Raw genomic sequence first — 13,655 nt, forward strand, 5'->3', positions numbered from 1 at the left:
CACAAAACGTCGAATGGATGGGGCACCCAACCTTCTCGTAAATCGAACGTTGCTTTCACTGCGACTCCGATGAACTCGTGGCGATATGTTCTTTCAGCACTTCGATAGCGCGCTCCAATTGCACTCCGCGCGAGCCCTTAACCAATACCACGTCCCCGGGCTGGATGTTCTTCGCGAGCCACTCGCCGGCGGTCTGCGCATCGGGCAGAAAGATCGATGCGGTGCCGCCCCAGCAGGCTGCCGCTGCAAGGTGCTGCGCGTTCCCGCGAACCCCGACGACGAGATCGATGCCCGCTTCCGCTGCCGCTTTGCCACAGGCAGCGTGCGCAGCCTCAGCGTGCGTGCCCATCTCAAGCATCTCGCCTGCGATAAGGATTCGTCGGTGCGCCGGACGTGCAGCCAGCGACTGGATCATCGAGCGAAGCGCTTCCGGGTTGGAGTTGTAGCTGTCATTCAGAATCGTGGCTCCGCTAATCTCGAGAACTTCGCCGCGCTTGTTACCCGGCGTGAGCGACTCGAGCGCGGCGATGGCGTGATTAATATCCACTCCCGCCTCGAGAGCGACAGCCAGCCCGGCGATCGCGTTCTGCGCGTTATGGCTGCCAAGAAGATGCAGAATGAAACGCCCATCGTTCTCGCCGGCGCGATAGTGAACGTGCAGCCCGGTCTGATCTTCCTTTACATCCAGAATTGCTGGATCCCCGCAGGGGCCGACCCCGAAGTAAACGACCTTGCCATGGAAGTCGCGGCCGAACTGCGAAACATAGGGATCCGAGCAATTGAGAAAGGCTGTGCCCGACGAGGGCAGCGAAGCAATGAGCTCGTACTTGGCGCGCGCGATGCCGGCCTGCCCCTCGGTGAAGTTTTCAATGTGCGCGGTGCCGACGTTGGTGACGACTCCCCAGTCGGGTGAGGCAATCCGGCAGAGCGCCGCAATCTCGCCAAGGTGATTCATGCCCATCTCGATCACCGCGTATTCGTGCTCGGGCTCGAGACGTAGAAGCTGCAGCGGAAGTCCGTAGGCATTGTTGAGATTGCCGATGGATTTCAGGACGTTGAACTTCGCGGAGAGTGCGGCGGCGATGGCTTCTTTTGTAGTGGTCTTTCCCGCGGAGCCGGTGATGGCGACAACGCGCTTGCCCCACTGCCGGCGCACATGCGATGCGAGCGATTGAAGCGCGAGAAGCGCATCTTCCGCGACGAGAAGAGGGACTGCAAGTGCCGCGTCGGGTAGAGTGGACAGCTTTGCGCGGGAGACAACTGCGCCAATAGCCCCGCGTTCGATGGCGGCGGGAATAAAGTCGTGCCCGTCGAAGCGCTCCCCTTTAACAGCGAAGAACAGCTCGCCCGCACCCACAGTGCGCGAGTCGATGGAGTATCCGGTAGCTATCCGGCCGCCGGCAAACGAAAGGCTCGAGGGCGCTTCAAGCATGGCTCCGGCGCCGATGGCGGCTTCTGCAAGGGTCAATTTCATGACTCTTTACCGTAACCCAAATCGCGCAATGCTGCGAGCGCTACTTCGGCGTCGTCAAAGGGAACGGTGCGATCGGCCAGGATCTGTTCCCTCTCGTGCCCCTTGCCCGCGATGAGAACAACGTCGTTGGGCTGAGCCGAATTGAGCGCGAGATGGATGGCCGCGGCGCGGTCGGGCTCAATGGTGTAGTGCGTTCCGGTGGCCTTCAGTGCGGGCTCAATCTCGGCGAGGATGGCCCGGGGATCTTCCGATCGCGGATTGTCGCTGGTGGCGATAACCAGGTCGCTTCCCTCCCCTGCCGCATAGCCCATCTTGGGGCGCTTGGTGCGGTCGCGATCGCCTCCGCAGCCGAACAGGGTGATGATGCGGCCGTCGTTCGCAGCCACAAGCTGCCGGGCGAGAGCGGTGAGATTGCGAAGTGCATCGTCGGTGTGCGCGTAGTCCACAATGACGGTGAAGGGCTGGCCGGCGTCGACGGGCTGGAATCGGCCGGGCACCGGCTTCAGATGCGGAACAGCGTCGACAAGCTCGTCAAAGGCAACACCCCGGGCGTGTGCAGAAGTGAAGGCGGCGAGCAGGTTGAGAACGTTGACGTCTCCGGCCAAATGCGAGTTGAGTTGGGCGGATCCGACGGGAGTTTCGAGCTGAATGGTGGCTCCCCCAGGAGTGAGCTTGTGCGACGTGGCGCGGAAGTCGCCGATTCCGATCCCATAGGTGCAGATGCTGGAGCCGCCCCCGCGAGCGGCCTCGATGAGATCGAGAGTGCGTTCGTCGTGGGCGTTCAGAACGGCCACGCGTGGCGCCGGATAAACCGTCCCGTCGAAGAGAAGGCGCTTGGCAGCGAAATACTTCTCCATCGTGACGTGATAGTCGAGGTGGTCGCGCGTGAGATTGGTAAACACGGCAACGTCGAAGGGGATACCGAAGTTGCGTCCCTGATCAAGGCCGTGGCTCGAGACTTCAGTGACGAGTTCGGTGGCTCCGCGAGCTGCACCTTCCGCGAGGAGTTCGAAGACGTCACGCGACTCCGGCGTGGTGTGGACCGAATGCCGTATTTCGCCGGCCACGTGGTATTCGATTGTCCCGATGAGGACAGTCTTGCGCGCAGCGGCGTTGAGCAGCGCTTCGGTGAGGAAGGCAGTCGTGGTCTTTCCGTTCGTGCCGGTGATGCCGGTTGCTGCGATCTTGCGCTCGGGATGGCCAAAGAATGCGGCGGAGGCCTCGGCGAGAGCACGGCGGCCGTGCTCGACCTCAACTACCGGGATTTCGGATTTGTAGACGACGAGATGGTCGAAGGTCCGCGAGGAGTCGGTAATGATGCCGAGCGCTCCGGCGGCGATGGCTTTGTCGACGTAGCGATTGCCGTCCGTAGTGCCGCCTTTCATCGCGACAAAGACGGAGCCGGGGCGAACGCGGCGGGAGTCGTACTCCACCCCCGTGATCGGCTGCGACGAGGAGCCGGACGAGCCGACAGCAGTGAGTTCGGCGATGAGGTCGGACCAGAGCATTGTGGATGATTGTAGATGGGGCGGATGCAGTCTGTTGTGACGGGGTCAGTCGAAGAGTGGCGAGTTCATGGTGCTGCATTGACTCATCTGATTTTTGAAAAGCAACTGCGGGTCCATCAGCTCAGCTCGGGATGACAGTCGATATGAATGAGCGAAGGGCCTTGCAACGATAGGTTCGTTTATCTGCCGCACCGGACTACTACCTTTGTTCCGCTAGGGACTTTGGTGCCCGGGGCAGGGGCTTGTTCGCGGACGGTGCCGCTGCCGGTGATCTGGACCTGGAGACCTTGTGCGGCGGTCATCTCGATGACGGTGCGAATGGGCAGGCCCACAAGCGAAGGCACGTTGAGCTTCTTGCCGTCGCTGATGGCAACGTACGTTGGCTTAGGTTCGGCAACAGGCGCGGTGTCCGAAGAGATCGTCGTGGCCGGCTGCGATTGGTCGGCGGTAGACGACGCCTGATCGCCGGATGCCGTTGATCCAGACTGCGGTTGGGCTGCGGCGGCTTGTTGCGATGCTCCGGGTGCGGGCTGTTGCGGCTGGCGAAGCGGATCATCGGCAGGAAGATCGTTGACCGCCGCGAAGAGAGCGTTGACATTGGCCTGATCGGCGTCGGCGTCGTCCTCGTGGATGGGCTTCTCGAGCTTCGCCTGCTTCAGCGGCGATTTGGCCTTCGGCTGCCGGACGTCTACGTCGTGAGGCACGTTCAGATACTCGAGCACCTGCTGGGCGACCTCAGAGAAGACCGGTGCGGAAACTTCAGCGCCGTAATACTGGCTTCCCTTCGGGTTGTCCATGATGACCGCGACTGCAATCACCGGATTGTTGACGGGGGCAATGCCAGCAAAGGAGGCGATGTGCATCGTCTTCGAATAGAGGTGCGTTGCCGGGTCGATCTTCTGCGCCGTGCCCGTCTTCCCGCCGGAGGAATAGCCGTTGAGCTGTGCGGATTTTCCCGAGCCGTAGAGCACGACGCCCTCCATCATCTTGCGCATTTGGGCTGCTGCAAGCTCCGAGATTACGCGATGAGCGCCGGACGGAAGAGGATCGGGCATATCCTCGCCCACTCTAAAAGGCTGGCTGCGCATCTGCGCATCAGATGTGCTCGTCGCGGACATCAACACATGAGGAGGCAGATAGGTGCCACCGTTGGCAATCGTGGAAACCATCGAAACCAGCTGAAGAGGCGTAACACCGACCTCCTGCCCCATGGCGATCGAACCAATCGAGGACGGCTGCCACTTCTTCACGGGACGAAGCAGACCGCGTGTCTCGCCCGGCAGCTCTACTCCTGAGCGCGACCCAAATCCGAAAGCGTGAACGTAGTCATTGAACTTATCCTGGCCAACCTTGAGCGCCATCTTGATCGCACCTACGTCGCTCGATACTTCCAGAGCCTTATGGACGGGAATCACGTGGTAGTGCTCGCCCTGGTTGTCGTGAATCGTTCGCCCGGCAAGAGTGATGACTCCGCCCTGACAGTCGACTAAGTCATCTGGCTTGACGAGGCCCTGATCCAATGCGGCTGAGTATGCCACCAGCTTGAACGTCGACCCCGGCTCGTAGACGTCGCTGACCGCGTGGTTCTTGAGTAACGCCGGCGTGGTGTGGCGGAACTGGTTCGGATTGAACGTGGGGCGAATAGCAAGCGCCAGAATCTGTCCGGTGTGTACGTCCTGCACGACAACAGTGCCGTTGTCGGCGTGCGTCTTCTCCATGTTGTGGTCGAGCGCGCGCTCGGCCATGAACTGGATGTTTTCGTCGATGGTGAGCTGAAGGTTCTGCCCGGCCTGGGGTTCCTGCGCGTTTGAGCCGATCACATGCCGCCGAGCGTCCATGGCGGCGAGCATGCGGCCGGGGGTGCCGTGGAGCTTGTTGTCAAACTTGCCTTCAATGCCGCCGAGGCCGTTGTCGTCAAGCCCGACGTAGCCGAGCACCTGCGCGGCGATCTGCGCGTCGGGATAGAAGCGCTGGAATTCCTTCTGGTAGTAGATGCCCTTCATATTGAGGGCGTGCAGCTTCTGCGAAACTTCAGGCGAGACGCGCCGGGCGATCCAGGCGAAGTTCTTCCCGTCCTGCAGGCGATGCGCGATCTGGTCGACGCGGGTGAGCTTGTCTTCAGGATCGGTGTGAACGATGGCGGCAAGCGTGCGCGCGGCGGCCTGCGGATTGTCGATCTCCGATGGATCGGCATAAACGGAGTCGACCTGCACAGTCATCGCCAGCTCTCGCATGTTCCGGTCGAAGAGGATGCCCCGCCGCGGAGAAACCTCAAACGTGCGCTGCTGCTGCTTGAGAGCGCGCTCCATGTAGTCGTGATGGCTCACGATCTGCAGCCAGAAGAGGCGGGTAGTGATCGCCAGAGCCCAGAAGAGAAAGAAGCCGGAGATGATCCAGAAGCGCGACAGCTTCATGGGCGTGGCGCGCGTGGTGACGGTGCGAAGACGAGTTGCGCGGAGTGCTGCCTGCATGGTGACCAACGATTCGGTTTCAGGTTAGAGCATTGAGACTCGCGCAAGACGCACGAATCCCACCATGTGCGCGGAGAGGTATCACGGGAATTACATCGGTGGCTGTTCAGCCCTGGAGTGTCTGCGCGAGAACCATAATCGCGCCTCTGTTTTGAAAGGGCACGACTTCAGTCGTGCCGCACAAGTCCGATCAAAGTCGCCTGGGCTTCAGCCCCTAAGGAAAGCGCTCTAATAGGTCGCGTTCGGTTGCGCTGTGTTGTTCTGCGCCAGCACCGGGGCGCTGTTCTCGAGGCGCGGCGTGGCGTGCACCACCTGGCCGGGCTGCGGTTCGGCGAGGCCTAGCTGGCGCGCCATTCCGTCGATGCGGCCGGGGCGGCTGAGCTGTGCTTCGCTGAGGCGAAGCTGGCGGTTCTCTTCGCGGAGCTGATTCAGCACCTGCTTCTCCGACTCGATGCGATACGAGTTCTCGATCGCATAGAAGTGCTGGAGACCGTAGATCATGATGAGCGAGAAGAGCACGGTGCATGCGGCTGCGAACACACGCATCTGGCGCGCGCGAACCGGATCGGCTGCTTTCACGAGTCGCGAATTATCGAAGCTGTGCGTGAAGAGGACTTCCGGAGTACGGATTCCACGGCGACGCATGGGCTGCTGCGCTAAGAGAGTGGCGTTGCGCTCGGAAACGCGAGCGGTCCAGCCGGGTTTTGTATCGATAAGTGTTGCCGTGCATGCAGCCATGTGTTTCTCCTAGCTTCTAGCCGCTAGCCTCTAGCTGCTAGCCGGGATCTTACTTAATCTTTCTTCTCGACTCAGCGGAGTAAACATCCGCTCGAGGATCAATCTTCATTCCGCTCTTTCGAGCTAATAGCTAGTAGCTAAGAGCTAGTAGCTGTTCTTACTGCTGCTCGCATCTTTGCGCTGCGTGAGCGCGGGTTGCGATCCACTTCTTCTTCGCCTGCTGTGATCGGCTTCTTCGTCAGCAGTTCGAAAGTTCCCTTGTGCGCGTATTCGCGCAGAATATCTTTGGCGATGCGATCTTCCAGCGATTGGAAGCTGATGACGACGATTCGTCCGGAGGGCTTAAGCAACTTAGGTGCGGCCTCGAGTAACGATCTGATTTCGTCCAGCTCTCGATTGACATAAATCCGGAGCGCCTGGAAGGTGCGTGTTGCCGGGTGAATCCTGTCGGTCTTCATTGGTGGGGCGGCTGATGCAACAATCCGTGCTAACTGCCCGGTGGTTGTAACTGGCCGCCCGCGCACAATGGCTCTGGCGATTCTCCGCGACCTCCTTTCGTCTCCGTATTCGTAAATAAGGTCGGCCAGCTCGTGCTCGCTCGCCTCATTCACCACTTGTTCGGCGGTAGTGCCGGACCGCGTATCCTGACGCATGTCCAAGGGCCCGTCCGCCATAAAACTGAATCCTCTGCGCGCCTCGTCCAGTTGCAGGCTGCTCACGCCGAAATCGGCGAGTATGCCGTCGAGCGAACCCGGTTCGACATGACGGCTGATGGAACTGAATGCCTCGCCGATCAACTGGATCTGCGGTGCCCGATCGCCGAGTTCCGCTCCGACCTGGTCGAGGCGAGCCTTGGCAAGTTCCATTGCCTCAGGATCTCGATCGAAACCGATCAGGCGTCCATTCGGGCCGAGGCGGCGGATGATTTCCGTCGCGTGCCCCGCGAAGCCGAGTGTGCAGTCTGCAATGACGCTTCCTGCGCGTACATTGAGAAGCTCAATCGCATCTTGTAAAAGAACCGGCACATGACGTTCGCTTTGCTTCGGCATGTGCTCCCCCCTGAGGGGTGAAACTTACGACTTCTTGCGGAGAATCTCCGCCATTGCTTTGCGGTCGTCTTCGGTCAACTGATTGGCCGCAAGATTCTGCTCGAAGATCTCGCGGTTATGAACTTCCAGGTAGGTCCTCATTCCGAACACCGTCACTTCACCATCGAGCTGGGCAGCATTGCGGAGAATCTGGGGGAGGAGTAACCGTGCCTGGTTATCCATCTCCACCTGCTGTCCGTAGTAGCTGGTCACGTTGAGATATTTGCGAACCGCGTCGTCCATCGTGCTGGACTCGGCGAGCTGCTCTTCCCTTTTCTCCCACTCCGGCAACGGCCAGATCTCGGCCGACTTGCCGTCCGTGGAGGTGACATAAAACTGGGTCACGTTCGAGGCATCGACCAGCTGCTTGAAAGCAGAAGGCATCTTGAGCCTTCCCTTTTCATCGACTTTCGCTGGATGATTGCCACGGAACATTGCTGTCTTTCGCCTCGTACGCGGTGCTGAAGCTGGTTCCGGGAGTGAAGCCTGATTTCCGGAATCTGCTCTGAAGAGGGTGAATCGGAGGTATTCTTGTTGTGAAAGCGGGCTGGTTGCTCCCGTTTGCTCCACTTCACTCCACTTCAGACACGATATTAGCCCAAGGAGATTTCCACTCCAACGGCAAAATCTGTTCAAATCCTGTTACTTTCGTGGGTTAGCGCCAGAGCGGACCTGAATTCCCATCCCGGGAAACCTCTAATAGAGACACAGGAATACAGAACCACAACAGGTAGTGTTTACGCCTGTGGTTCCGGGACACGGAATGCCCCTTTTCAGACGAATCGGAAAGGTGTAGGCGAAATAAAGGCGAAGATCGGGAATCGAGGGCGAAACTACTCGGTCTCAGCTGCAAGCCCAGGCCGACGGCGCGCCACCACGATCTTGAGCAGGTAAACAAAGATCACCGAGTTCACGATCAGCAGGGCCAGCCGTACGGAAGTAGCCCGGTGCAGAACCTCGAAGATCTCCCAGGGCAGAAAAGACGCGGTGATTCCCAGGGTCAGGTATTCGGCCCAGGCCTTTTCGAGATATAGGCCGATGCCCTCGGCCAGGCTGACCGCAGCGTAGACAAAGGCCAGCAGTCCGATCCGCTTGAGGAGCGGCTCGCTCATCATCGACGAGTGGTCGTACAGAAAATTAACAAATTTCGACTCAGGATTGAGGCGAAGGAAGTCGCCCAGTTGGCTGATGACGTCGTCAATGTCTTTATTGAGCAGATGCAAGGCCGCGACGCCGAGCGCTACAAAGAAGAGTGCAAGCAGCACCTTGTAGACGGCGATCACCAGCAATCCGCGCGTGTGCCGAGCCCGTTCCACCGTTCTTTCGGAAACCGTAGTGATGGAGTCCCCTATAAGCGCCTGCTGCACGCCGACACCGCCTGTCTAGGTTAACTGATCGCTTTGCCGGTTCCCAACCGCACGGGGAGGCAAACACAAGCCGCGTCAGCCAAATCGTATCGACAAGCCTACCGTGAAGTTTCGATGCCATTGAAGTGGAGAGTGTACGCCCGGTAATCCAAAGTTTGATCGCGCTCTTATTCTCAAGAAGAGCAACGGTTTGGCCGTTCCATGAGTTCCTACCTATCGAAGGGGAGAATGCGGCAACGATTTGTCACATCGCAATGGGTTCCCTACCCGCTTGAGGTCGTCTTCGGGTTCTTCGCCAACCCGAACAACCTGCCGCTTCTCACGCCCGAACCGCTGAAGATGCGCATCGATGACATGAAGCTGGTGCAGGCTCCCGCGCCTGCTGGAACGGCCGCCTCCCTGCTTCCCGCGCCTGCGATCGCAGCGGGCGTGGGGACCGAAATGAAGCTCAGCTTCCAGCCTGCCCCTTTCGTCCCGCTGCGCGTGAGCTGGGTGGCCCGCATCACCGAGTTTGCCTGGTTCGACCACTTCTGCGACGAGCAGGTCAGCGGACCGTTCGCTTTCTTCCGGCATACGCACGGTGTCCAGACGAAAACGCAGCAGGGCCGCGCCGGAACTGAGGTCACCGATGAAGTGGAATTTGAAGTGCCGCTCGGGCCCATCGGCGCGCTCGGCGGTGGCGTCGTCCGCCGGCAGATGGAGCAGATGTTCCGGACAAGGCAGGAGCGGCTGCCGCAGATTCTCGCAGCGCAAGCGAGAAAGCCGTCTTGAGCGCCGCCTGCGCTACTTGCGCGGCTTGAGAAGCGCGTCGCGATCGACGACGTTGCCCTCGAGGAGCATGGTAGAGATGCGGCGGACGTTCCAGATGTTCGCGGTGGGGTCGGCATCAAGAACGAGGATGTCGGCGCGGCGGCCCGCAGAAATCTGCCCCAGCTCGTTCCAGCCAAATTGAATTGCGTAGTTGTTCGTCGCGGCTGCAAGAGCTTCACGCGGAGAGAGCCCGATGCGCACCAGCATCTCGAGCTCCGTGTGGAGCGAAATGCCGGGCATCGTTCCCATGGTGGCCGCGCCGGAGGCAGCCAGGTAATGGGGCGAGGCGCCGGCGATCGTCTGATTGATACGCCACAGACGGAGCGCGGCCTGATCGGCCTTCTTTCTCTGACCTTCCTGCATGTATCTCGTCGCAATTGCCGGCAGGTGGCGCGTCCAGGGAGCGAGCGGGTAGTTCAGCTCACCGGTCGCCGGATCAGAGGGCATGTACATATTGGCCGAGTTCAGGATCGACGCGACCGGCTCCTTCCAGAGATTTCTGTGTCCCGGAAGGCTGAGGTAGTACTGGCTGAAGGTGGGCATCAGCGCTGCATGGTGCACGGAGATGAAGTGCCCGTAGTTGCGGTAGTGAGGATCGGTGGGCGGAAGATGTTCGGCGTAGTCGTACGCGGTTGACGCGGCTGCCCCATACGGATCGTTGACCAGAGGACGCTGCAGCTCGTCGGGGATGACGCCGATCTCGTAGCGGCCCATGTGCAGCAGCGCGTCCACTCCCGCGTCGATGCCGACGGTGTACGGCGTAGAGATGAACTCGCCGTACGTGACCAAGCCCATCTGGTGAGCGCGCGAGATGATCCATTGCGCGTTCGCGGCCGTGATGTCCCAGCCGAGCCAGAGCACGCGTGTGCCGAGCTTGGCGGTAGCAGCGATCTGCCGCGCCGTGTCGTCGGTGTTCAGTTCGACCGGGCGGGCGCCTTCGCGCAGCTTCGCCGACCAATCGTCATGGCCGTTGAGCAGGCTCCAGTTGTCGGTGGTGCCGACGGAGTCGAGCAGATAGAGATGAGGCTTGGGATTCGCGGAGAAGTCAATGCGGCCGCGGTGATTGTCGCTGCTGGCAACAATCGTCGTGATGCCCATGTAGAGATCGGCGCTGGCCTGTGCCTGGCTGTTCATGCCGGTGAAGCCGTCGACGAGACCGGGGACGAGGAACTTGCCCGTACAGTCGATGATCTGGGCGTCGGGAGGAGTCTCGATCAAAAAGCGCGAACCGGCCTGCGTGATCTTGCCGTTCTCGATGATCACGATGGAGTTCTGCTGGTCGAGTGCCGAACGGCCCCAGTCGCTGACGTTTACGATGGTGCCGCCGAGAAGGACGAGCGGAGGCTTTGCCGAAGCTGGAGGCGTCGGGTTCTGCGCCAGTGCCGTGCCGGCGGCGAGCAAGACGATCAGTGCCAGCAGGTTGCGGAATGATTGCATACGAAAAGCGCTGTCTTGAGGATTAGACCACATCGCGTCCGATCAGCTTGCGACGAGCGTCGGGCGCTTGCGGGAGCGCAGGAAAGGCTGGAGCTGGTTGTAAGCCTCATCGACAGTGAGGCCGTATTTCGCTCGAAGGGACTCGATCTTTCCGTGCTCGATGAAGTGATCGGGCCACCCGATGCGAACTACCGGAACGGAGCAGCCGAGTTCCTGCAATGCTTCGAGAACGGCGGAACCGAAGCCGCCCATCTTCACATGATCTTCAAAGGTGACGAAGGCGGCGACGCGGCGGGCGTACTGCGCGATGAGCTCGCGATCGATGGGCTTCACGAAGCGCGGATTGATGACCGCGGCGGAGAGGCCGTCGCGCTGAAGGCGGTCGGCGAGTTCGCGCGCGTAGGCGGTCATGGGCCCGAGGCCGAGGATCGCCACGTCCGATCCGTCTGACAGGACTTCTGCCTTCCCAATCGGAAGCACCTGCGGCTCGGGCTTGCACTGCACGTCGGCGACTGCGCCGCGCGGATAGCGAATTGCGCTGGGGCCATCGATGGTGAGCGCGGTAGCCATCATGTCTGCTAGTTCGTCTTCGTCCTTCGGCGCCATCAGAACCATATCTGGGACGCCGCGCAGATAGCTGATGTCGAACAGACCGTGATGCGTTGGGCCGTCGTCCCCGGAGAGACCAGCGCGATCCATGCAGAAGACAACCGGCAGCTTCTGCAGCGCCACGTCGTGAACGATGGGATCGAATGCGCGCTGAAGGAACGTGGAGTAGATGGCGCAGTAGGGGCGGAAGCCGCGCGTGGCCATTCCGGCGGCGAAAATCACCGCGTGCTCCTCGGCGATGCCCACGTCGAAGTAGCGCTTCGGATGATGCGGGCGAAAGAGATCGAGCCCTGTGCCGTTCGGCATGGCCGCGGTAATCGCAACTACACGCTCGTCCTTGTCGGCGAGTTTGGCCAGCGAAGTGGCGAAGGCTTCGGCGTACGTCGGAACACCTGCGGGCTTGGTGAGGCCGGTCTCGGGATCGTACGGCCCGAGGCCATGGAATTTCTTCTGGCCGTCCAGCGCAGGCTGGAACCCCCTGCCCTTCTGCGTGAGGACGTGCAGCAGTACCGGCCGATTCTCCGTCTTGAGAAATTTGAATGTCTCAATCAGCAGCGGCAGGTTGTGGCCATCGATGGGGCCATAGTACGTTAGGCCGAACTCTTCGAACATGATTGAGGGCCACAGCATGCTCTTGGCGGCCTCTTCGGCGCGGCGGACAACTTCGACCGCGGTTTTGCCGCCGATCTTTTCAACGATGCGTTTGGCGGAGTCGTGCAGGCGGTTATACCGTTCATTGGTCACGATGCGCGTGAAGTAGCGCGCGATGGCGCCGACGTTGCGATCGATGGACCACTCATTGTCGTTGAGAACGATGATGAGCCGCCGGGTCTGCTCGGCGATGTTGTTCAGCGCCTCGAACGAAATGCCATTGGTGAACGCGGCGTCTCCGGCGACCGCGATGACGTTCTCTCTGCCTCCGGCAAGGTCGCGTGCCACGGCCATGCCAAGCGCCGCGGAAAGAGCGGTCCCGGCATGCCCTGCCCCGTAGCTGTCGTGCTCGCTCTCGGTGCGGAGCATGAAGCCGTTGAGTCCGCCAGGCTGGCGGATAGTCTCAAAGCGATCGAGGCGGCCGGTCAGGATCTTGTGGATGTACGCCTGGTGGCTGACGTCGAAGACGAAGCGATCGGCGGGAGTGTCGAAGACGGTGTGGAGCGCCAGCGTGAGTTCGACTACGCCGAGATTGGGGCCGAGGTGGCCGCCGGTTTTTGAAAGGGTCTGGATGAGAAAGGCGCGGATCTCGGCCGCAAGGGCCGTCATCTCGTCGGGGTCCAAGCGCTTTAGGTCGGCCGGTGAATGGATGGTTTCAAGCAATGAACCCATATGTTCCTTTCCACCGGAAGAGCCGGGATTTCAAGGGCAACCGGAGCGGGAGAATCTGGTCGAATCTGCACCGGGTTCGCCAGAGATGAGTATACCAATCAGGCAACTCCGGCGCGCTGTCGTTAGACGCGAAAACGGCGCTAAGGTATTGCTTTGATTAGGGCAAAGTGGTTTGGTCGCGGCGGCTGGGCCGGGGTGAGTTGTAGCATTCTGAGGAAGAGATGGGGAAGCACATGAACGGATTGAGAATGCAATGGCGGCTTAGGCTGGGTCTGGTGTTGGCAGGGGCGCTGGCGGTTTGCGGCGCGAGGCAGGGCTGGGGCCAGATTGGACTACCCGGGGGTGGCGTCGAGCAGAGCACGCCCAATCCGCTGATGGATCCGACGGCCAAGCCCGGCAAGGTGCTGCTCTACGACCTCGAAGCGCGATTCGCCAGGGACACAAAAGAGCGCGGAGGTGCCGGGTTCGCATCCTGGTTTGCGGAGGACGGCGTGGCGCTTGGCAATGGGCAGCCGCCTGTGATCGGTCGCGTGGCGATCGAAAAGTCGGCGAACTGGGCTCCGCAGGTGTACCAGCTGACATGGACGCCAACCGACGCGCAGATGGGCCCCTTCGGCGACATGGGCTACACCTGGGGCCACTTCGAGGGCCGCAGCAAAGATGCGAGCGGAAATCCGGTACTGACGTCCGGGCGTTATATGACGATCTGGCGCAAGCAGCCCGACGGGAGCTGGAAGGTCGTCCTCGACGCAGGTGCCAACGAGCCGGCCGCGGAGGGAGACTGCTGCAAGCTGCCGAACTCATGAGGAACGCTCTACCACGTGTGAGGC

Annotated in this window: 11 protein-coding genes; 2 read left to right on the forward strand and 9 right to left on the reverse strand. The window is 60.8% G+C overall.

All coding sequences use genetic code 11. The features are described 5' to 3' along the window. Positions 1-55 precede the first annotated feature (55 nt). The 7 genes from DHV10_RS07055 to DHV10_RS07085 form a co-directional block, all read right to left on the reverse strand. Entirely contained in the window at positions 56-1,474 is a 1,419-nt protein-coding gene (locus DHV10_RS07055; RefSeq protein WP_109485533.1) for a UDP-N-acetylmuramoyl-tripeptide--D-alanyl-D-alanine ligase, read from the reverse strand. Next, positions 1,471-2,982, reverse strand: a complete 1,512-nt coding sequence (locus tag DHV10_RS07060) for a UDP-N-acetylmuramoyl-L-alanyl-D-glutamate--2,6-diaminopimelate ligase (RefSeq protein ID WP_109485534.1) — start codon at positions 2,980-2,982, stop codon at positions 1,471-1,473. Before DHV10_RS07060 ends, DHV10_RS07055 begins: the two co-directional genes overlap by 4 nt. A 179-nt stretch (positions 2,983-3,161) precedes the next feature. Next, a complete protein-coding gene (locus tag DHV10_RS07065; protein ID WP_109485749.1) occupies positions 3,162-5,453 on the reverse strand; it encodes a penicillin-binding protein in 2,292 nt (763 codons plus the stop codon). A gap of 228 nt (positions 5,454-5,681) precedes the next feature. Next, a complete protein-coding gene (locus DHV10_RS07070) occupies positions 5,682-6,191 on the reverse strand; it encodes an FtsB/FtsL family cell division protein (RefSeq protein WP_109485535.1) in 510 nt (169 codons plus the stop codon). A gap of 137 nt (positions 6,192-6,328) precedes the next feature. Continuing rightward, on the reverse strand, positions 6,329-7,240 hold the full coding sequence (gene rsmH / locus DHV10_RS07075) for a 16S rRNA (cytosine(1402)-N(4))-methyltransferase RsmH (RefSeq protein WP_109485536.1): 912 nt from the start codon (positions 7,238-7,240) through the stop codon (positions 6,329-6,331). Positions 7,241-7,264: 24 nt separating this feature from the next. Next, positions 7,265-7,714: a division/cell wall cluster transcriptional repressor MraZ gene (locus DHV10_RS07080; RefSeq protein ID WP_109485537.1), complete on the reverse strand. Its 450-nt coding sequence runs from the start codon at positions 7,712-7,714 to the stop codon at positions 7,265-7,267. A gap of 398 nt (positions 7,715-8,112) precedes the next feature. Beyond that, positions 8,113-8,562, reverse strand: a complete 450-nt coding sequence (locus DHV10_RS07085) for a DUF2127 domain-containing protein (protein WP_162601277.1) — start codon at positions 8,560-8,562, stop codon at positions 8,113-8,115. A gap of 312 nt (positions 8,563-8,874) precedes the next feature. Between DHV10_RS07085 and DHV10_RS07090 the strand changes: the two genes are divergently transcribed. Further along, a complete protein-coding gene (locus DHV10_RS07090) occupies positions 8,875-9,417 on the forward strand; it encodes an SRPBCC family protein (protein ID WP_162601278.1) in 543 nt (180 codons plus the stop codon). A 12-nt stretch (positions 9,418-9,429) separates the two neighbouring features. Here the strand turns inward: DHV10_RS07090 and DHV10_RS07095 are convergent, their stop codons facing one another. Continuing rightward, positions 9,430-10,893: an amidohydrolase family protein gene (locus DHV10_RS07095; RefSeq protein ID WP_162601279.1), complete on the reverse strand. Its 1,464-nt coding sequence runs from the start codon at positions 10,891-10,893 to the stop codon at positions 9,430-9,432. Positions 10,894-10,935: 42 nt separating this feature from the next. After that, a complete protein-coding gene (dxs, locus tag DHV10_RS07100; RefSeq protein ID WP_109485541.1) occupies positions 10,936-12,825 on the reverse strand; it encodes a 1-deoxy-D-xylulose-5-phosphate synthase in 1,890 nt (629 codons plus the stop codon). A 221-nt stretch (positions 12,826-13,046) separates the two neighbouring features. Here dxs and DHV10_RS07105 point away from each other — a divergent pair, with 221 nt between their 5' ends. After that, positions 13,047-13,631 carry a YybH family protein gene (locus DHV10_RS07105; RefSeq protein ID WP_109485542.1) on the forward strand — a complete coding sequence of 195 codons (585 nt, stop codon included), beginning with the start codon at positions 13,047-13,049 and terminating at the stop codon, positions 13,629-13,631. The last annotated feature ends 24 nt before the right edge of the window (positions 13,632-13,655 follow it).

It is taken from the genome of Occallatibacter savannae, from assembly GCF_003131205.1.
In the GTDB taxonomy this organism is placed as follows: domain Bacteria; phylum Acidobacteriota; class Terriglobia; order Terriglobales; family Acidobacteriaceae; genus Telmatobacter; species Telmatobacter savannae.

Excerpts from the sequence above, each read along its gene's own strand:
- DHV10_RS07055 (WP_109485533.1), bottom strand. The coding sequence starts at position 1,474 with ATGAAATTGACCCTTGCAGAAGCCGCCATCGGCGCCGGAGCCATGCTT.
- DHV10_RS07060 (WP_109485534.1), bottom strand. The coding sequence starts at position 2,982 with ATGCTCTGGTCCGACCTCATCGCCGAACTCACTGCTGTCGGCTCGTCC.
- DHV10_RS07065 (WP_109485749.1), bottom strand. The coding sequence starts at position 5,453 with ATGCAGGCAGCACTCCGCGCAACTCGTCTTCGCACCGTCACCACGCGC.
- DHV10_RS07070 (WP_109485535.1), bottom strand. The coding sequence starts at position 6,191 with ATGGCTGCATGCACGGCAACACTTATCGATACAAAACCCGGCTGGACC.
- rsmH (WP_109485536.1), bottom strand. The coding sequence starts at position 7,240 with ATGCCGAAGCAAAGCGAACGTCATGTGCCGGTTCTTTTACAAGATGCG.
- DHV10_RS07080 (WP_109485537.1), bottom strand. The coding sequence starts at position 7,714 with ATGTTCCGTGGCAATCATCCAGCGAAAGTCGATGAAAAGGGAAGGCTC.
- DHV10_RS07090 (WP_162601278.1), top strand. The coding sequence starts at position 8,875 with ATGCGGCAACGATTTGTCACATCGCAATGGGTTCCCTACCCGCTTGAG.
- DHV10_RS07095 (WP_162601279.1), bottom strand. The coding sequence starts at position 10,893 with ATGCAATCATTCCGCAACCTGCTGGCACTGATCGTCTTGCTCGCCGCC.
- dxs (WP_109485541.1), bottom strand. The coding sequence starts at position 12,825 with ATGGGTTCATTGCTTGAAACCATCCATTCACCGGCCGACCTAAAGCGC.
- DHV10_RS07105 (WP_109485542.1), top strand. The coding sequence starts at position 13,047 with ATGGGGAAGCACATGAACGGATTGAGAATGCAATGGCGGCTTAGGCTG.